General features: G+C 68.8%; 19 protein-coding genes. 10 read left to right on the forward strand and 9 right to left on the reverse strand.

Translation table 11 applies throughout. The features are described 5' to 3' along the window. The first annotated feature begins 5 nt into the window (after nt 1-5). From IEY26_RS07950 to IEY26_RS07960, 3 genes are read left to right on the forward strand one after another with little or no spacing between them, the layout of a single operon-like run. Complete coding sequence (locus IEY26_RS07950) at nt 6-764, forward strand: GTP cyclohydrolase III (protein WP_188977670.1); 759 nt, start codon at nt 6-8, stop codon at nt 762-764. Nucleotides 765-821: 57 nt separating this feature from the next. Then, nucleotides 822-2,135 carry a DNA polymerase Y family protein gene (locus IEY26_RS07955; RefSeq protein WP_188977673.1) on the forward strand — a complete coding sequence of 438 codons (1,314 nt, stop codon included), beginning with the start codon at nt 822-824 and terminating at the stop codon, nt 2,133-2,135. A gap of 32 nt (nt 2,136-2,167) precedes the next feature. Beyond that, entirely contained in the window at nt 2,168-2,443 is a 276-nt protein-coding gene (locus IEY26_RS07960; protein WP_188977675.1) for a hypothetical protein, read from the forward strand. Here IEY26_RS07960 and tpiA read toward each other — a convergent pair. Continuing rightward, nucleotides 2,440-3,084, reverse strand: coding sequence for a triose-phosphate isomerase (tpiA, locus tag IEY26_RS07965; protein ID WP_188977677.1), 645 nt, complete (start codon nt 3,082-3,084; stop codon nt 2,440-2,442). The two genes, IEY26_RS07960 and tpiA, sit on opposite strands and share 4 nt — an antisense overlap. Before the next feature lie 103 nt (nt 3,085-3,187). Here tpiA and IEY26_RS07970 point away from each other — a divergent pair, with 103 nt between their 5' ends. Next, a complete protein-coding gene (locus IEY26_RS07970; RefSeq protein ID WP_188977679.1) occupies nt 3,188-3,820 on the forward strand; it encodes a DUF981 family protein in 633 nt (210 codons plus the stop codon). Here the strand turns inward: IEY26_RS07970 and IEY26_RS07975 are convergent. Beyond that, a complete protein-coding gene (locus IEY26_RS07975) occupies nt 3,817-4,452 on the reverse strand; it encodes a multiprotein bridging factor aMBF1 (RefSeq protein ID WP_449405266.1) in 636 nt (211 codons plus the stop codon). The genes IEY26_RS07970 and IEY26_RS07975 overlap by 4 nt on opposite strands. A gap of 43 nt (nt 4,453-4,495) precedes the next feature. On the opposite strand from IEY26_RS07975, the gene IEY26_RS07980 reads away from it, so the two are divergent. Genes IEY26_RS07980 through IEY26_RS07990 form a run of 3 tightly spaced genes read left to right on the forward strand, consistent with a single transcriptional unit; the run spans nt 4,496 to nt 9,065 of the window. Further along, entirely contained in the window at nt 4,496-6,262 is a 1,767-nt protein-coding gene (locus IEY26_RS07980; RefSeq protein WP_188977683.1) for an Ig-like domain-containing protein, read from the forward strand. Next, nucleotides 6,262-7,920 carry a hypothetical protein gene (locus tag IEY26_RS07985; RefSeq protein WP_188977685.1) on the forward strand — a complete coding sequence of 553 codons (1,659 nt, stop codon included), beginning with the start codon at nt 6,262-6,264 and terminating at the stop codon, nt 7,918-7,920. Before IEY26_RS07980 ends, IEY26_RS07985 begins: the two co-directional genes overlap by 1 nt. Next, nucleotides 7,920-9,065, forward strand: a complete 1,146-nt coding sequence (locus tag IEY26_RS07990) for a hypothetical protein (protein WP_188977687.1) — start codon at nt 7,920-7,922, stop codon at nt 9,063-9,065. The genes IEY26_RS07985 and IEY26_RS07990 overlap by 1 nt, the downstream gene beginning before the upstream one ends. A gap of 73 nt (nt 9,066-9,138) precedes the next feature. Here the strand turns inward: IEY26_RS07990 and IEY26_RS07995 are convergent, their stop codons facing one another. Genes IEY26_RS07995 through hisC form a run of 3 tightly spaced genes read right to left on the reverse strand, consistent with a single transcriptional unit; the run spans nt 9,139 to nt 11,377 of the window. Further along, nucleotides 9,139-9,759 (reverse strand): CDP-alcohol phosphatidyltransferase family protein, encoded by a 621-nt coding sequence (locus IEY26_RS07995; protein ID WP_188977689.1) that lies wholly within the window; start codon nt 9,757-9,759, stop codon nt 9,139-9,141. Continuing rightward, nucleotides 9,756-10,262 carry an adenylate kinase family protein gene (locus tag IEY26_RS08000; protein ID WP_188977691.1) on the reverse strand — a complete coding sequence of 169 codons (507 nt, stop codon included), beginning with the start codon at nt 10,260-10,262 and terminating at the stop codon, nt 9,756-9,758. Before IEY26_RS08000 ends, IEY26_RS07995 begins: the two co-directional genes overlap by 4 nt. Continuing rightward, entirely contained in the window at nt 10,259-11,377 is a 1,119-nt protein-coding gene (hisC, locus tag IEY26_RS08005) for a histidinol-phosphate transaminase (RefSeq protein WP_188977693.1), read from the reverse strand. The genes IEY26_RS08000 and hisC overlap by 4 nt, the downstream gene beginning before the upstream one ends. 211 nt (nt 11,378-11,588) lie before the next feature. On the opposite strand from hisC, the gene IEY26_RS08010 reads away from it, so the two are divergent. After that, complete coding sequence (locus IEY26_RS08010; RefSeq protein ID WP_188977695.1) at nt 11,589-12,842, forward strand: RNA-guided endonuclease InsQ/TnpB family protein; 1,254 nt, start codon at nt 11,589-11,591, stop codon at nt 12,840-12,842. Here the strand turns inward: IEY26_RS08010 and IEY26_RS08015 are convergent. Then, a complete protein-coding gene (locus IEY26_RS08015; RefSeq protein WP_188977697.1) occupies nt 12,825-13,808 on the reverse strand; it encodes a C-terminal binding protein in 984 nt (327 codons plus the stop codon). The two genes, IEY26_RS08010 and IEY26_RS08015, sit on opposite strands and share 18 nt — an antisense overlap. A 73-nt stretch (nt 13,809-13,881) precedes the next feature. Here IEY26_RS08015 and IEY26_RS08020 point away from each other — a divergent pair, with 73 nt between their 5' ends. Both IEY26_RS08020 and IEY26_RS08025 read left to right on the forward strand, forming a co-directional pair. Continuing rightward, a complete protein-coding gene (locus IEY26_RS08020; protein ID WP_188977699.1) occupies nt 13,882-14,331 on the forward strand; it encodes a CopD family protein in 450 nt (149 codons plus the stop codon). Between the two features lie 87 nt (nt 14,332-14,418). Beyond that, nucleotides 14,419-14,772 (forward strand): hypothetical protein, encoded by a 354-nt coding sequence (locus tag IEY26_RS08025; protein WP_188977701.1) that lies wholly within the window; start codon nt 14,419-14,421, stop codon nt 14,770-14,772. Between the two features lie 64 nt (nt 14,773-14,836). Here IEY26_RS08025 and IEY26_RS08030 read toward each other — a convergent pair whose 3' ends face one another. The 3 genes from IEY26_RS08030 to IEY26_RS08040 form a co-directional block, all read right to left on the reverse strand. After that, nucleotides 14,837-16,429 carry a BCCT family transporter gene (locus IEY26_RS08030; RefSeq protein WP_188977703.1) on the reverse strand — a complete coding sequence of 531 codons (1,593 nt, stop codon included), beginning with the start codon at nt 16,427-16,429 and terminating at the stop codon, nt 14,837-14,839. Nucleotides 16,430-16,845: 416 nt separating this feature from the next. Beyond that, nucleotides 16,846-17,592: a fumarylacetoacetate hydrolase family protein gene (locus IEY26_RS08035; RefSeq protein WP_188977705.1), complete on the reverse strand. Its 747-nt coding sequence runs from the start codon at nt 17,590-17,592 to the stop codon at nt 16,846-16,848. 62 nt (nt 17,593-17,654) lie between these two features. Further along, the gene (locus IEY26_RS08040; RefSeq protein WP_188977707.1) at nt 17,655-18,638 is read right to left on the reverse strand and encodes an aldo/keto reductase; all 984 of its coding nucleotides are present in this window, start codon (nt 18,636-18,638) and stop codon (nt 17,655-17,657) included. Nucleotides 18,639-18,731: the final 93 nt, after the last annotated feature.

Raw genomic sequence — 18,731 nt, forward strand, 5'->3', positions numbered from 1 at the left:
TAACCGTGACGAACACGCAGGTTACGCTCGCTCAGATCGACAACTACGGGCCGTGGACGGTCACCCCGAACCCGCGGAAGGAAGTCGACCTCCAGACGCTCCAGTCCCGCCTCTACGCCGACCTCTCACAGCTCGTCGGGATGCACGGCGGCTACGTCTTCTTCACGCGCTTCGACAACATGGTCGCCATCACGAACGGCCTCGACTTAGAGGACCACGCGCGCATCCAGGAGTCCATCGGGAACCGCTACCCCGTCACGCTCAGCTTCGGCATCGGCACGTCGACGTCGCCGCGCGACGCGCTCGTCGACGCCACCGCACTCCTCCAGGAGGCCGGGAGCGCACAGGACGCCGAGCGCGCCGAAGTCCTCGCCGGCCAGACCACGGAGCCGACGCCCGCGGAAGACGACGACGTCCACCTCGCGCACTTCGACGTGAACGACGCGACCGGCGAGTACACCGACGAACTCGACGCCTACTCCACCTTCATCCACATCGAGCAGGCGTACGCGAGCCTGATGCGCTACCTCCACGACGCCCACGACGGCCTCGCCTTCTTCGTCGGCGGCGACAACGTCATCGCCGTCGTCCCCGACCTCGAACGCGCCGCCTACGAGGACGCCATCCGCCACGTCCGAGAGGACGTCGACATGGACCTCAAAGTCGGCGTCGGCTCCGGCGTCACCGCCCAGGACGCCGGGATGGCCGCGAAACACGCCCTCGAAATCTGCCGGGAGGACGGCACGCACGTCGAAGGCCTGTAGCACTACTTTCACCCCGGCATCCGAACCTTTTCGCGGTTCCGCGTTCTTTCACTCGGTATGGAGCGGGCCGACACTCTCCCCGGCACGCCCGACGACGCGGAGCGCATCGTCCTCCACGTCGACATGGACTGTTTCTATGCGTCCTGCGAGCGCCGCCGGAACCCCGAGCTGCGGGGCGAGCCCGTCGTCGTCGGCATGGGCTACGAGGAGGGCGAGACCATCGGCGCGGTCGCCACGGCGTCCTACGAGGCGCGCGAGTACGGCGTCGAATCCGCTCAGGCGATCTCGCAGGCCCTGGAGAAGCTCCCGCGGCGCGCGAACGCGGGAGGCGACGCGACAGCCGCCGACGCTGACGACAACCCTGGCGACCCTGACACGGGAATCTACGTCCCCGTCGACCACGACTACTACACGGAGGTCGGACAGGAAGTGAAAGAGATCGTCCACGACCTCGGCGACACCGTCCGCGAGGTGAGCATCGACGAGGCGTACCTCGACGTGACGGAGTCGACGGCGTGGGGGGTAGCGGAGGGGTTCGCGCGCCACGTCAAACAGCGAATCGCCCGGGAAGTCGGCGTTCCGGCCTCGGTCGGCGTCGCGCCGAACATGAGCACGGCGAAGCTCGCGAGCGACGCGGACAAGCCCGACGGTCTCGTCGTCGTTCCGCCCGGTGAAGTCGAGGATTTCCTCCGGCCCATCGACATCGCGGACGTGCACGGCGTCGGGCCGGTGCGCGCGCGGGAGTTCCGCGCGATGGGTATCGAGACGGCAGGGGACCTCGCGGACGCCGACCCCTACGAGCTCGTCGAGCGCTTCGGCGAGCGCGGACGCGAACTCTACGACCGCGCTCGCGGCCGCGACCCGCGGCCCGTGGAGCCGCGCGGGAAGCCGAAGAGCCTCAGCCGCGAGTCCGCGTTCCCCGAGCCGACCGACGACACGGAGCGAATCCGCGAGCAGGTGCGCGCGCTCGCCGACGCCGTCGCGGAGCGCGCGACCCAGAAGGACGCGCTCTACCGAACCATCGGCATCAAGGTCGTCACGCCGCCCTACGACGTGAACACGCGCGCGGACAGCCTCCCCGGCCCCGTCGACGACCCCGACCTCCTCCGGGACACCGCCCTCGACCTCCTCACCGAGTTCGACGGCGAGCGCGTGCGGAAAGTCGGCGTGCGCGTCTCGAAGCTCTCCTTCACGAGCGGCGAGCAGGCGAGCCTCACCGGCTTCGAGACCGCCGCCGACGCGTCTGCTGACGCGACCACGGGGACAGCCGACGATGCGGCCGACGCACGAGACGACGCCTCCACGCCGGAGGACGCGGAGGGCGACTCCGCGCCGGTCGACGGGCAGGCGGACTTCTCCGATTTCGCGTAAGCGTCACGTCGTTCGCCCCCGAAGGACGATGTATGAATCACCTCGTCGCCGCGGGCGCGGACCGCTGGCACCTCGACCGGCACGCCCAGCTCGTCGTCTACGAAGCCGAGGACGGCGGAGGGCTCCTGACGATTTACGACTGTGCCGCCGCGCAGAAACCGCCGAGTCTGCAAGAGCGCGGCCACCTCGTCCGCGTCGACGCCGCCCACGAGCTCACGCACACGCCGACGGGCTACGTCGTGAAGCTGCGCGAAGAATCAGTGCTGGAGCGGCAGGGCGACGACCACTACGTCGTCCGCGCCGACTAGACGTCCGTGACGAGGTCGCGGAGGGCGGCCGCGGGGTCGTCGGCTTTGGCGACGCCGGACGCGAGCAGGACGCCGGTGGAGCCGAGGTCGCGGGCGGCGGCGACGTCCTCGCCGGTCGAGATGCCCGCGCCGCAGTACACGTCGACGGCGTCGTCGACGGCGCGGGCGGCGGCGACGGCGTCCTCGACGACGTCGGGGTCGGCCTGGCTCACGGGCGTGCCGGTGCCGATGAGTTCGGGGGGTTCGACGGCGACGGCGTCCGGGCCGAGCGCCGCGGCCGCGGCGACCTGGTCGGGGTTGTTCGCGCAGACGACCGTGTCGAGGCCGGCGCGCTCCGCGGCGGCGAGCGAGCCGTCGATGTCCGCGAGTTTCAGGCGGCGCTCGGAGTGATTCAGGAGCGTGCCCGCCGCGCCCGCCTCGGCGGCGCGCTCCGCCAGCGAACTGCCCGTGTGACTCCCGTGACCGACGGGCGAGACGTGTTGCGCCCACGTCTCCACGCCGGTCTCGGCGACCGCCGCGAGGTCCGCCGTCTGCGGCGCGACCGCGATTGTCGCGTCCGTCTCCGCGTCGACGTCGGCGGCGGCCTCAGCGATGGCTACCGGGTCACGGGGATACGCCTTCAGGTTGATCAGGATGAACATACCCGGTCTTCGACGGACGACCCCTTGAGCGTGGGGGAATCACGGTGCTACGTGCTGGCGTGCGTCTACGGAGGTATTTATTCGTCCACGACGGAGCGCCGGTATGCGCAGTGGACTGTCGCTCCAGCCGGCCGCAGAGAACGCCATCACCCCCTACAACCCGCTCGTCGTAGCGCTCGTGCTCGTCGCCGCCGGCGCGGCGCTCGGCGCGCTCTTCCTCGTCCGCGAGGCGCGCGACGCCCACGGTCCGGACGACCGCCAGTCCTTCGCGTGGCTCTTCGGGCTCGTCGGCGGCGTCGCCCTCCTCGTCTCCGGCGAGATCTTCTGGGCGAACTGGGCGGGCTTCCCCGCGAGCCAGTACACGGAACTCTTCGGCGTCGCGCAGACGCTCTACGCGCTCGTGATGCTTTCCGCCGCCTTCACCGTCTACCACGACATCGACGTCCGCCCGTTCGCGTGGGTGACCGCCGTCGCCGGCGTCCTCCTCCTCCAGGGCGCTCGTGCCATCCTCAGCTTCGGGCTGACGCTCTCCCCGACCGTCTCCGCCGCTATCTGGCTCTCAGCCGGTCTCGGCGCACTCGTCCTCCTCCCCGCCGCCTACGCCGACGCGGAATCGACCGCCCGCACCGCCCTCGTCTATCTGGCCGCCGCGCTCTTCGTCGTGCTCGCCGCCGCGAGCCTCGGAATGGGCGTCGAAGCCCACTACGGCCATATCGCAGAAGCAGTCGCGAACTAGTCCTTCCGCTTCACCATGTCGCCGAGCGTGAGGCCGCCGGACTCGCCGCCGCCCGACCACTCCTCCTCGTCGCTCGACGCCTCGGTGAGCGTGATGTCGAGTTTCTTCTCGAGTTTCCGCTGGACCTTCGAGTTCGGGAGCATGTCGCCGTGCTCCAGCTTCCGGATGAGGCTCGCTTTCTCGTTGATCTCCATCGCGAGCTCCTCCTGGCTGAGCCCCTCGGACTCCCGAGCCTGTTTGATTCGCTGGTCGTAGTCCGACGCGAGCTCGTCCATCTCGTCGAACATATCGCGGCGGCGCTTCGAGGAGCCGCCGGACGACGAGCCAGCGGACGAAGAAGAACTAGACCCCGACTTCCCGCCAGAAGACGACGTGGAGTACTTCGTGCTCGACGAAGAGGACGACTGAGTCTTCACCTCGGTCCCGAACTGCGCGCAGTCGTCGCACACCTCGATCTCCGCGCCTTCGACCTTCACGGTCTTCGGGCTGGCGACGTCCTTGCCGCACATCTCACACTGAGCCATACCTTCTCTACCTCTCGCCCGTTCATAAATGGCACGCCGCGCCGGGCCGATTCGGGGTGTCCGGGGCCGCGACGAGTCGTATGGTGGACGCCGCGATACTTTTATCATTTGGCTTATCCTCACTCTGAGGTATGGTCGGAGCGCACTCGCGATGACGGCGAAGGAAAAGCGAGGGCTGTCGCCCGTCCTCGACGTCGTGCTCCTCGTTCTCCTCCTCGTTCTCCTCCTCGTCGTCACGCAGGCGCTCCTCGTCCCCGTTCTCAACCACCAGGTCGAGCAGGCGCACGAGCAGCGCGCGGCCGCGGAGCTGAGCGACTTCGACGCCGCCGCCTCCGCCGTCGCGACGCTCGGACGCCCGCGGTCGGTCTCCATCGACCTCGGGACGACGTACCCGCGCCGTCCCGGTCTCCTCAACCCGCCGCCGGCGACGGGAACCGTCGCGGCGAGACCACTCGGGGAAGTCGCCGTCTCGAACGTCGCGGCGGCCGGACAGGCCCGCGACTACCTCACCGGCACCGTCACGTACAACTCGAGCGTCGTGACGTACACGCCGTCGTACAACGAGTACACGAGCGCGCCGACGACGTACTACGAGAACGGCATGCTCTTCAATCGGTACGCCGGTGAGACGCGGCTCGTGACGAGCGCGAGCGCGCTCGTCTCCAGGCGCACCATCTCCCTCCGTCTCCTCACCGGGAACCTCTCGGCGACGTCGACCGAACCGACGACGCTCACGGTGTCGCCGGTCAGTGCGCCCGCGAACACCGTCCCGGTGACGAACACCGGCGACGGCCCGCTGACGCTCCGCCTCCCCACGAATCTCGACGAGGAGACGTGGCGCTCCGTTCTCCGCGACCAGCTCGCCGAGAACGGCGGCTACGTCACGGGCCTCGCCGTCGAGCAGGGGAGCGACGGGGCGTCGAACACGCTCGTCCTCGCGTTCGAGGAGGGCGAGACGTACCAGCTCGCCGCGAGTCAGGTCACGGTGAACGACGAGACGCAGAGCGAGCCGTCGGCGCGCGCGAAACCGAAGTACGCCGTCGACACGTACGGTAACGGCACGACCGTCCAGCCGGGCGACGGGCAGGACGTCACGGTCGTCGTCCGCGACCGCTACAACAACCCCGTGCCGAACGCGACGGTCACCGCGAGCCAGCCGGGGAACGGCGTCGTCACCGTGAAAGGCGACCCGTCGAGCACGTCGACCACCACGGACGCGCGGGGCCGCGCGACCTTCCGCTACACCGCGCCCGACTCGTACACCGGCCCGGTGGAGGAGTTCGACGTCTCCATCGTTCAGCCCGACGGCGAGCAGGCGTCGAAAGCCGAGACCGTCCCGTTCGTCGTCCGCCAGCAGCGCCCGTTCAACATCGAAATCGTCGACGGGACCGTCACGTCGAACGCGCCCGCGGCGCGCGTCACGCTCGTCGGCACCGCCATCACGTACGGCGGCGGCGCAGACGACCCCCGCGTCCCCGTCTCCGTCGAGATGCACGTCGGGAGCGGTCGGGACGCCACGACCGTCGAGCCCTGGCCGGAGAACGTCAACGACGGGTTCATGGCGGACGGCGGCCAGCGCTACTACTCCATCACGAATCAGGCGGACGGCGTTCGCCTCTCCGTCACCGCGACCGCCGACGGGAACAGGGTGAGCTCCGACACCTCGCAGAACCGCCACCCCGACATGGTGAAGGTCTTACTCGACGGCGACGACGTTCCCGCTATCAGCGGCTACGGCGACCAGGACGACGCCGAGGCGTTCCTCCGGCCGTACATGGACGCGGACGGGAGAATCGAACTCAAGGATAATCAGGCCATCTTCCTCTTCGAGCTCGGGACGACGGACCCGAACAGCGCGGCCGCCGACTACCAGGACGCCGTCGTCGTCGTGACGTTCCTGAACGCGGAGGGGAGCTAATGCGGGGCCGATTCCTGAGCCGCGCGCAGACGGAGCTTCTCGGCGCGATACTCGTGTTCGGCGTCGCCATCACAGTGCTCGTCTCCCTGCAGGTGTTCGCGGTGCCGCTCACGAACGAGCGCGTCGAGTTCTCGCACAACCTCGACGTGCAGGGCGACGTCGGCGAAGTGTCCACGGCGGTGTTCCGAGCGTCGACGACGGGCGTCGAGAACGTCGTGACCTTCGACTACGGGACGACGTACCCGAGCCGAGCGTTCCTCCGAAACCCGCCGCCGGCGTCCGGATCGCTCTCCACGACCGACCTCGGACGGGTGACGCTCTCGCACGTCTCCGCGAGCGGTGAGGCGAACGACTACGTCTCCGATACGACCTACTCGTTCCGGACGACGGGGCTGACGTACCGCCCGAGCTACAACGAGTACGCGAACGCGCCGACGACGCGCTACGAGTATCCGGTGACGTACAACGTCTTCGCGAACGGGAACTCGTCCGTCGTCGGGGAGAGCGGGCTCGTTCGCGGGGACCGCATCACGCTCACGCTCGTCTCCGGGAACTTCTCCCGGGCGCAGGTCGCGCCGGGGGCCGTGCACGTCGTCCCCGTGAGCGCGCCCGCGCAGTCGACGACCGTGACGAACGCCGGCGACGACCCGATGACGCTCCGTCTCCCCACGCACCTCGATGAGGAGACCTGGGAGTCCGTTCTCGCCGACCAGCGCGTCGAGAACGGCGGGCACGTCACGGGCCTCGCCGTCGAGGAGGGGAGCGGTGACGCGCCGAACACGCTCGTCCTCACGTTCGAGGAAGACGAGACGTACCAGCTCCGGCTCGCCCGCGTCGCGGTGGACTACGCGCCGCAGTCGTCGCCGAGCGCCGCGTACCTCGTCGAAACGAGCGGCGACCGCTCCGTCGTCGGCCCGGGCGGCGAGCAGCGCGTCGTCGTGCAAGCCCGCGACAGGTACAACAACCCCGTGAGCGGCGCGCGCGTCGAGGTCGCCCAGACGGACCTCGGCGCGAACAAGGGGACGGTGACGAACGGCGCGCGGTCCGGCGACCGGCGCACCGCCTACACCGGTGAAGACGGCTACGCGACGTTCTACTACACCGCGCCGCAGTCCGGACTCACCGGCGTCAGTCACGCGAACTTCACGCTCAGACTCGACGACGCGTCCAGCGACGCCGAGACCGTCCCGCTGTCCATGGAACTCCGCAGTTCGACCATCATCGACGTTAGCGAACCCGACACCGACGCGGAGCTGACGGTCGTCGAGCTCGCGGCGACTGCGGAGGACGCGAGCGGGAGTAGTTCCTCGCGTGCGTCCGCCGAGCAGGTGACGCTCCGCGATTACGAGTTCACGTCCGGCAGCGGCGTCACCGACGTCTCCGTTCGCATCACGCGCACGACGCGGACGGGTCCGCCGTGGCAGCGAGTGCGGGAAATCGCGTCCCGCGACCACATCGCCGCCAAGGGGAACGAGACGCTCGGCTTCGACGGATCGTACGCCCCGAGCTCGACGGTGGTCACCGTGACCGTGACCGCGACGGATAACGCGGGAGACACGGTGACCTGCAGGGGAGAGATTTCCCGAACCGGCCCGTCCGGTCGCATCTCCGTCGATAACGGCGGGTTCACCTGTACCCACAGCGGGAGGTCGAACTGATGCGTGACCTGAGCGGCGGGGAGCGCGGGCAGGCGGTCGTGGTGGGCGTCGTGGTGTTCCTCGGGTTCATCGTCGCGCTCGCCGCGCTCTATCAGCTGCAGGTGGTGCCGCTGCAGACGCTGCAGCACGAGTACGCACACGAGCAGGCGGTGGACGAGGACCTCACGGCGCTGAACGCGCAGCTAGTGCGGGCGGCGACGGAGGGGGAGCCGACGGCGACGACGGTGGCGGTCGGGCAGGACTACTCGTCGTCGCTGTTGTTCCGGACGCCGCCGCCGCTCTCCGGGCGGCTCACGGCGCAGTCCGCGGGGTCGGTGAGCGTCTCGAACGTCGACGTGACGGAGGAGGCGCGAAAATCGCCGGCGGGCAACGCGTACGGCCCGTACGAGACGAACACGGTGACGTACACGCCGCAGTACGTGCAGTATTCGAACGCGCCGGACACCGTGCTGTCGGGCGGGCAGGTCCTCGACCGCTACCCGAACGGGGAGACCACGCGGGTGTCGGGGTCGTCGTTCGTGTCCGGGCGGCAGGTGACGCTCGTGACGGTCACGGGCTCGCCGGGCGAGGCGGAGGGACTCCGACAGACGGTGACGGCGGTGCCGGCGAGCGCCGCGACGGACGCCGTTTCGGTGACGAACACGCCGGACGAGCGGGTGACGATTCGCGTGCCGACGGTGCGCTCGCAGGAAGCCTGGGACGCGACACTCGACGCCCAGACCGTGGCGAACGGCGGCCACGTCGTCTCCAAGACGGTTTCTGACGGCGTGTTGACGGTGGTGCTCGAACCGGGCGTGACGTACGACCTCCGGCTGGCGCGCGTCGACCTCGGCGGAGGCGAGTCGGCGTCGGAGCCGGCGGTCGACGTCGGCGTCGTGTCCGGGGGCGCGCGGTCGGTGCCGCCGGGCGGGAGTCAACGCGTCGTCGTCGAAGCCTACGACCGCTTCGGGAATCCCGTGAGCGGCGTTCGCATCGCCGCGAACACGCCCAGCGGCTGGCCGGGACGCGTGCGTTCGACCGACCGCCTCGGCGGGAGTCGAACGGTCGCCGTGACGGGCGAAAACGGACGGGCGTCCTTCGTCGTGAAGTCGTCGGAGACCGACGTCGTGAACACGGGCTCGGTGACGTACACGGTTCAGTCCTGACGCGGCCACTCGGGCAGAACCACGGACTACCGGTCAGCGCGAGAAGCGGGACGGAGGAGACTTCCTGTGCGTGTTAGCTCTCGAGGTCGCGCCACGCGCCCCAGAAGCGCTGGAAGGCGGTGAGGTGGCCGACGACGGCGAAGAGGCCGAGGAGCCAGGCGACGACGCTGACGCCGGCGACGGCGGGGACGACGAGGGAGAGGACGCCGACGGCACCGACGAGCGCGAGGCGGTCGGCGCGGCCGAGCAGGCCGCCGTACTGGCGTTCGAGGCCGACGGCCTGAATCTGCGTGCCGAGGTAGGAGGTCATGAGGACGCCGGTGACGGCGGCGAAGCCGAGGGCGTACTGGGCGATGCCGGCGGCGAGGCCGGCGAGGATGACGACGTCCGCGTAGCGGTCGAGGACGTGGTCGAGGAGGTCGCCGCCGGGGCTATCCGCTTCGAGTTCGCGGGCGAGCGCGCCGTCGAGGAGGTCGAGCCACCCATTAAGAAAGACGAGGAGCGCGCCGAGCGCGTAGAACCAGACGTCGTCGCCGCCGGCGGGGCCGCCCCAGTAGAACGCGCCGCCGGCGGCGACGGCGAGGAGGAAGGCGATGAAGCTCACGCCGTCGGGGGTGAGGCCGAGGCGGGCGCTCGCGGCGACGAACGGGCGGAGGAGGCGGGAGGCGAGCGGGCGGAACTGGTCGAGCGTCATAGGTACCCCGTGAAGTCGACGTCGCCGGCGCTCGGCTCGCGTTCGCCCGCGACGACGGCGTCGATCTCTCGCGCAACGCCCTCCGGTGTCCGGTCGGTCGTGTCGACCTCGTAGACGTGCTCGCGGCCGTGGTTCTCGACGGCCTGAATCAGGACGCCGTCGAGCGCTTCGGACTCGGCGTTCTCGCGCGCTTTCGCTTCGGGTTCGCCGCGCTCCGAGAGGCGGTCTTCGAGCGCGGCGGGCTCGCAGCGGAGGACGACGACGACGTCGACGTCGAGGTAGTGTGCGAGGTGGGATTCGACGAGCACGTCGTCCACGCCGTCGAGGTACTCCCGGACGGCGTCCACGTCGACGACGAGGCTATCGCGCGCCTCGTCGCGCTCCGTGTAGAGTTCTTCTTCCTTGATGACGTCGTTCAGGTGGACGACGTCGAGGGCCGTTTCGAGGTGTTCGGTCGCGGTGGTCTTGCCCGTGCCGGGCGTGCCGGTGACGGCGACTCTCACGCGGCCAGCACCTCGTTCAACGCGTCGACGGCGCGCTCGGTCTCCTCGCGCGTCCCGCAGGTGATGCGGACGCAGTCGTCGAGGCCGAAGCTCGTGCAGTCGCGGACGATGACGCCGCGGTGTTTGAGCGCCTCCGCGACACCGGCGGCGTCGCCGACCTCGACGAGGACGAAGTTCGCGTGGCTCTCGAACACCGGCGCGTCGAGTTCCGCTCGCATGTACTCGCGGGCCCACGCCGCCGTTTCGACGGTGGCCTCGCGGTGTTCCTCGTCGCCGAGCGCGGCGAGGCCGGCGGCGCAGGCGAGCGCCGACGCCGCGAACGGCGTGTTCACGCGAGCGTAGGCGTCCGCCCACGCCTCGGGGACGAGCCCGTAGCCGAGGCGGACGCCGGCGAGCCCGTAGACCTTCGAGAACGTCCGGAGCACGGCGACATCGTCGCGCTTCGCGCGACCGGCAGACGGCCGTGAGCCGTCGACGTCGTCCCGGTCGCGCACGAGGCCGAGCGCGCTCGGCGCGTCCGTGAACTCGCCGTAGGCTTCGTCCACGACGACGAGCGTCTCCTCGTCCGTCTCCTCGGCGATAGTCTCGACGTCGTCGAGGCTGAACCGCCCGCCCGTGGGGTTGTGCGGGCTGGTGAGGTGGACGACGCGCTCGCCGTCGTAGGCGTCGAGCACGCAGTCGGCGGTGAGGTCGAAGCCGTCGTCGCGCGGGATCTCGTACTCGGCGACGCCGCCGTGGTGGAAGCGACTGCTCATCCCGTAGTAGGAGAAGCCCGGCGTCGGCACGAGCACGTCGTCGCCGGGGGCGAGGGTCGCGCGGTGGAGGTAGTCGAGCACGCCGTCGCCGCCGTTCGCCAGCCAGACCTGCTCGTCCGCGACGCCCCACTCGTCGGCGAGCGCGGCGGTGAGGTCGGCGTGCGCCGCCGTCGGGTAGTGGTGGACGTCGCTCGCCGCGTCCTCCAGCGCCGCGATTGCGGCCGGCGACGGGCCGAGCGGGTTCTCGTTCGACGCGAGCTTCACGAACTCCGCCGGGTCGCGCCCCAGTTCGCGCGCGACCTCCTCGATCCCTCGGCCCGCCTGGTACTCGGCGTGGTCCGAGAGGTCCCGTGGTTGCATATCCGTGGGAAGTCGCCGGCACGCAATAAGCGGTTCCACTGCCGGCGGCGACGACGCCCTGCCGCCTCACATAGATGCAAGGAGGAAGCCCACGGCTTCAGCCGTGGGAAGAATCTGACAGTCCATTCTACCAACCACGAGCGATAGCAGTCCGACTCCCCCACGCCAATCATATAATTTATAAAACGCTGCTCTATACGTGAAGTTACAGATGGAGGTCAAACGAACCATTCCGGTCAAACTCTCGGTCCCAGATGACCGAGAGGGCGACCTCCATCAGACCATCGAGCAGTTCAACCACGCCTGCAACTACACCGTCCAACACGGTCGCAACGACGGCGGATACCTCATCCTCAACAAGTCCACCATACACGACGAAGTGTACCACGACTTGCGAGACGAGACAGACCTACCCGCGAACCTCTGCGTTCGAGCTTACTCGAAAGCCATCGAAGCGATGAAAAGCACCGTTGCCGACTGGAAGAAGGGAAACAGCCGACCCCTCCCACGATTCAACGAACCGTCCGCAGTCTACGACAAACGGACGTTGACCATCAAGGACAGGTCGGCCACTCTCTCCACCCTCAACGGTCGGGTCGCCGTAGACTACGTTCTCGGTGACTACCAGAAGTCCTACCTCGATGACGACGACTATCAGAAGCGGATGGGTACGCTCCACTACCGCGAAGACGGGGATGCGTTCTACCTCCACATCGTCATCAAGAAAGAAGTCGAAGAACGCGACGGTGACAAAGTATTGGGCGTGGACCTGAATTTGAAGAACGTCGCCGTAACGAGTACGGGGTCGTTCTATGATGGTGGTGAACTGTTGTGGGGTCAGAACCACTACTTCCGCGTACGTCGAAGCCTTCAGCACAAAGGCACTCGCTCCGCCAAGCAGGTACTCCGGCGACTGTCGGGGCGAGAGAACCGCTTCGTGCTGAATCGCCTGCACACGATTTCTCGACATATCGTGGAGGAGGCTGACGCCCACGACTGTTCGTACATCGCCGTCGAACGCCTGACCCACATCCGCGAGCGAATGGATAATCGGAACGACCGAGTGAAGCGGCAGATGCACAACTGGGCGTTCCGAGAACTCCAAGAAATGCTCGCGTACAAGGCCGCAGAGTACGGCATCCGCGTTGAGGAGATCCCGCCAGCGTTTACCAGTCAGACCTGCTCGAAGTGCGGGCATCAATCCAGTACGAATCGTAATTCGGACGGGTGGTTCGAGTGTAACGAGTGTGGGTACTCGGTTGATGGTGACTACAACGCGGCGAAGAACATCGGTCTGAAACTGCTAACTTTACCAGAGGGCAAACGTCTCTCTGGGTTGGGCGACGGTCATCTCGCCCTCAAGTCCGGGATGCTGAACGGGAATGGCGATTACACCGCCTCCGACGTTTCGTCGGCAGACCGGGAGTCCACGGACAAGCCCACGACTTCAGTCGTGGGTCGATGACAGCCACGCCTCGTCCGTGACGACTCCGGTCGCCGACTCGGGGTCGCCATCAAGGACGCGGCGGACGTCGGCGGCGACGCTCGCCGAGGCGTCAGCCATCGCCTCGACCGAGTACCACGCGCTGTGCGGGGAGAGCACGACGTCCTCGCGGTCGAGGAGCGGGGAGCCCGTCGGCGGTTCGTCCTCGAAGACGTCGAGTCCGGCGGCGGCGAGCGCGCCCGAGTCGAGCGCGTCGACGAGCGCGGCCTCGTCGACGACGGGGCCGCGGCCGGTGTTCACGAGGACAGCGCCGTCGCGCGGGCCGTCGAGGAAGTCGGCGTCCACGAGCCCGCGCGTCTCGTCGGTGAGCGGCGCGTGCACGGTCACGTGGTCCGCGCGCTCCGCCAGCGCCGCGCGCGTCACCTTCTCGACGTCGTGGTCGCGCATCGCGTCACGCTCGACGTAGGGGTCGTAGGCGACGACGTCGACGTCGAACCCGCGGAGGCGCTCGCGGAACGCGCGAGCGATGGGGCCGAAGGAGACGAGGCCGACCGTCGACCCCGCGAACCGGTGAATCGGCTCCCGGGTCTCCCACGACCACTCGCCGTCGCGCACGCTCGCGTCGTACTCGCGGAGCCGGCGGACGCAGGCGAGGAGGAGGGAGAGCGTGTGCGTCGCCACCTCGTCCACGCAGTAGTCAGGCGCGTGCACGACGGTGACGCCCGCCGTCTCCGCGGCCGCGAGGGCCACGTTGTCCACGCCGATGCTCGGCTGGGCGACGATATCGGCGTCGATCGCTCGGAGCGCGGCCGCGGTGACGGGCGTCTCGCTGTTCGTCACGAGCACGTCGGCGTCCCGGCCGGCGGCGCGGACCGCGGCCTCGGTGTCGAGCGCCGCCGTCGAAAGCTCGACCTCGCGGTCGGCGAGCGCGCGGCTGAACGCGTCGACCTCGACTTTCGGGTCGTCCGCGACGACTACGCGAAGCATACCGGGCGTTCGCCCGGGACGCCCAAGAGCGGTTCGGCGGTTTTTAGACGCTGGCTGGTCCACGCTCTCGCGTATGAACATCCCCTATGTGCTGGCCGTCGTCGTCCACCTCGGGTTCGCCGGGCTCTGGGCCGGCGGCGTCGCGTTCGCCGCGTGGGCCGTCCTCCCGTCCGCGCTCCGCGGCGACATCGACCCGCAGCCGCTCGCCGCGATTACGAACAAGCTCAGCACGCTCACGCGCGTCAGCGCCGTCCTCCTCTTGCTCTCCGGCGGCTACATGGCCGTCTTCATCGGCGGCGACGCCTTCCGCGGCACCACGAGGGGAATCCTCGTCGGCCTCATGGTCGTCCTCTGGCTCGCCCTCACCGGGCTCAGCGAGATGGCGTGCTCGCGCCTCCGCGACGGCACCGACCTCGATAAGGTCCGCGCACCCGCGCGAGAGGCGAAAACCCGCCTCCAGGCCGCCGCCGTTCTCGCCGTCGCCCTCCTCGTCCTCGGCGGCGTCCTCGCCACCGGCGTCTGACCGAACCGACGCGTCCGCGGCGTCGAGCCGTTCCGCTGACAGCTCGCCACCGGACTTTTCACGCGGGCGAGCGACTCACTGGCCGCTATGGCAACCATCACGAGTTCCGTCGTCCTCTTCGTCATCGGCCTGCTCGTCGGCGGGTTCGGCGTCTACGTCGGCGCGCGCTTCATCACCGGCACCGACGACTACACGCGCGCCCTCGTCACCGCCGCCGTCGGCGCGCTCGCCTGGGCGGTCTTCTCCTGGGTCCCCGTCGTCGGCGGCCTCCTCGCGCTCGTCGCGTACGTCTGGGTCATCAAGTGGCGGTACGCGGGCGGCTGGGTGAACGCCGCGCTCATCGCGCTCGTCGCTTGGATTGCGACTGTCGTCGTCGTCTTCGTCCTCAGCGCCGTCGCGCCCGGGCTCGTCGGCGACGTCGTCGGCGTCCCCGGCGTCTGAGCCGACCGACCCCTGCGGCGCAGCAGTCGTTCCGAGAGAAGTGGAAGAAACCGAGCGCGTCGCGCTACTCGTCGCCCTCGTTCTTCGTGTTCCGGTTCTGCGAGGAGATGAGCGTGTCCCCTTCGGCGTTGATTTCGTCGGCTTCGCGGGCGTGCTTGCGGGCGACGCGGTAGGCGGCGAAGAGGATGACGAGGAGGAAGAGCGTGAAGGGGAGAGCGAGCGTCGGCGAGAGCGCCTGGATCGCCTCGAACTCGCTAATCTGGAGGGACATCATCCCGAAGAACGCGAGGAGGCCGCCCCACCACGCGCGGTTGATGGCGTTCGGGTTCTCGTCGCCGAGCGTGATGGCGGAAATCATGAAGACCGCGGAGTCGAGGGAGGTGATGATGTAGCCGGTGATGACGAGGACGAACAGGACGGCGAGCACGTTCCCGAGCGGCGTGATGGTGAGCGCGCGGGCGATGGCGGCGGGCGTGCCGCCGGCCGCGTAGGCGGCGCTCACGGGCTCGAAGTTCCCGGGGGCGAGCACCCAGCCGCCGATGAGGGAGTGTTGAATCCACGTGAGGAACGTCGGGACGAGCACGAGGATGACGAACATCTCGCGGATGGTGCGGCCCTTGGAGACGCGGGCGACGAAGCTCCCGACGAAGATACTCCACGCGGCCCACCACGCCCACCAGAAGCCCGTCCAGTTCGCGGCCCAGTGGCCCGTCGCCGTGGGACCGGTGTAGAGCATCAGGCGGAACATGTTGCTGAGCCAGACGCCGGTCGCGTCGAGCGCGAGCTGGAAGGTGAAGAGCGTCGGGCCGACGACGACGAGCACCGCCATCGAGACGCCGATGAGGTACATCGTCGCGCGGGCGGCGTTCCGGATGCCCTTCCGGAGGCCGAGCCAGACGTCGGCGAGGAAGACGACACCGATGACGGCGAACACCCCGTACGTGAGGAAGTTCGCTTTCAGGCCGAAGGTCTGCCCGAGGATGGACGCCATCGTCTGCGCGCTGAACCCGAGCGTCGTCGCGATGCCGCCGATGGTCGCGACGATGGCGGCGAGGTCCACGATCCAGTAGAGACCGGGAATCCGGTCCTCGTCGACGAGGCCCGTGAGCATGCTCGAAATCTTGTACTCGCCCACGCCGTGCGTGTAGACGATGATGCCGAACGCAATGGAGACGGGCAGATACCACATCGCGAGCCCGGGGAAGACCTCGTGGATGAACATGAAGGCGAGCGCGAGCGACTTCATCGACGCGCCGTCCACGGGCACCGGCGACGGCGGCGGGTTCTGCACGATGGAGACGGGTTCGCCGACGCCCCAGATGAGGATGGACGCCCCGAACCCGACGGTGAAGACCATCGAGAGCCAGGAGAACACGTCGAACTCCGGCTCCGCGTTCGGCCCCCCGATGCGCAGGCGGCCGTACCGCGAGAACGTCAACAGGATGACGATGATGAGCAGGACGAACCCGAGGAGGATGAACCACCAGCCGAAGTACCGGAGCGTCCAGTCGAACGCGCCGTTCAGGATACTCGTGAGCGCCGCCGGTCGCGCGAACCCGAACCCGGCGAGCGCGAGCATCGCCGCCATCGACACGAGGAACAACGCACGCTCCGGCCACGACGCCTCACCCAACCCGAAGACGCTCCATCCCTTCATACGTGACTCCGGGGGGACCGCGGCAGTCGGTTGGCGAAGCCGTCCACATCGCCGTCGCTCACGGCGTGAGAGTGCAACATCACGGAAGTACCCGAAGCGCAACACTCCGCCACTGAAAAGCCCTACGTGTCGGAGTCGAAACCCGCGGCGCGCGGCCCGCTCCGACGCCCGAAAACCGGCGCTTCTCGCCGCATCATTCGACTCTGCGTCTCGCTACGCGCCGACTCACGAGCCTCCTCGCAGTCCCCACTCCCTCGCTAGCGCTCACTCGCTCCGAACCACGTCGTGCTCCCGTGTCGCTCCCTACCGGTCGCTCCCGCTCGCCTATCCCGTGGTTCTCGCTCCCTCGCTAGCGCTCACTCGCTCCGAACCACGTCGTGCTCGCGGCTATCGCCGCTCGCACAGCGGCGTTGCTCTCAGTCGCGTCGCTCCTTCCGAGCCACGTCGTGTTCCAGCGTGCCGACCCCCTCCACGGTCACTTCGACGTGGTCGCCGTCTTCGAGCGGCGCGACGCCCTCGGGCGTTCCCGTGATGATGACGTCGCCGGGTTCGAGCGTGAGGTACTGCGTGATTTCCTCGATGAGCTCGGGGACGGAGAAGATGAAGTGCTCGATGCTGGAGGACTGGCGGAGTTCGCCGTTCACGCGGAGTTCGATGTCGGCGTCGTCGGGGACGTGCTCGGGGTCGGCCACGACGGGACCGAAGGGGAGCGCGCCGTCGAACGCCTTTCCGCGGATCCAGTTCTGCTCTTTTCGCTGGTCGTCGCGGTTCGAGACGTCGTTCGCGACGGTGTAGCCGGCGACGTAGTCCATCGCGTCCGCGGCGTCGACGTTCCGCGCCTGCGTCCCGATGACGACGCCGAGTTCGGACTCGTGTTCCACCTGCTCTTTCCCGGCGGGCAGTTCGACGGTGTCGCCGTGCGCAGCGTACGTGTTCGGCGGCTTGAGGAAGAGGAGCGGGCGGTCGGGGACGTCGTTTCCCATCTCCTCGGCGTGCTTCGCGTAGTTCCGGCCGACAGCAATAACTTTCGACGGCTCGACCGGCGTCAGAATCTCGACCTCGCTCGGGTCGTAGGTGCGGCCGGCCGCGCGGAGTTCGTCGTCGTCGGTCCACTCGCCTTCGCGCACTGCGCCCGCGGGGTCTCGGAATCGAACGTGTCGCATACGCTCACTCCCCGCGCCCCGGGGCTAAGGGTTGCGGAAACGGCAATCCGGTGGCGTGACGCCTACCAGCGCTGGTGGACGTGTTCTTCGACGTACTTCTCGTAGACGTCGCGGGCCGCGCCGTGCGCTTCGTGCGTGAGCGGCGCGTGGTCGGCGGCGAGGACGTTGTCCCGGATGTGCGCCGGCGACGTCGAGCCGGGGATGACCGTGGTGACGCCGGGGTGGTCGAGAATCCACCGGAGCGAGAACTGCGCGAGCGAGAGGTCGTCGGGGGCCGCCTCGGCGAGTTCGTCCGCCGCGTGCGCGCCGACGTCCTGGGGGACGCCCGCGAACGTCTCGCCGACGTCGAAGGCGTCGCCCTCACGGTTGAAGTTCCGGTGGTCGTTCTCCGGGAAGTCCGTCTCGGCGTCGACCGCGCCGGTGAGGAGGCCCGAGGCGAGCGGGACGCGAACGATGACGCCGACGTCCCGCGCCGCCGCGACGTCGAGGAACTCCTCCGCGGGTCGCTGCCGGAACGGATTGAAGATTATCTGGACCGTCTCGACGCCCGGATACTCCACGGCCTTCAGGCCTTCCTCGACGCGTTCGACGCTCACGCCGTAGTTCGCGAGCTTCCCGTCGGCGCGCAGGTCGTCGAGCGCGTCGAACGTCTCCGGCTGGTAGTAGACGTCCGTCGGCGGGCAGTGCAACTGGAGGAGGTCGAGTTCGTCCACGCCGAGGTTCTCCCGGGAGCGGTCGACGAACCGTTCGAGATTTTCCTTCGTGTACCGGTCGGCGTCGTGCGGGTCGAGGCGGCGGCCGGCCTTCGTCGCCACCACGGGCTCCTCGTCGCGCTCGTCGAGGACTTCGCGGATGAGGCGCTCGCTCCGCCCGTCGCCGTAGACGTCGGCGGTGTCGAGGAAGTTCACGCCGGCGTCGAGCGCCGCGTGAACGGCCTCCTTCCCGGTCGCTTCGCTGACGTCGCCCCACTCCGCGCCGATCTCCCACGTTCCGAGGCCGACCTCGGTCACGTCGAAGCCGGTGCGGCCGAGCGGTCGCGTATCCATGTTCGGACTTCTGCCGTCACCGGGAAGTGGGTTCGGGAACCGGCACGCGTCGTTCGGCCTGAACGTTTTAAGTCGATGTCGTGAGTAGTCTCA

Origin of the sequence: Halocalculus aciditolerans (genome assembly GCF_014647475.1) — an archaeon.
Classification (GTDB): Archaea; Halobacteriota; Halobacteria; order Halobacteriales; family Halobacteriaceae; genus Halocalculus; species Halocalculus aciditolerans.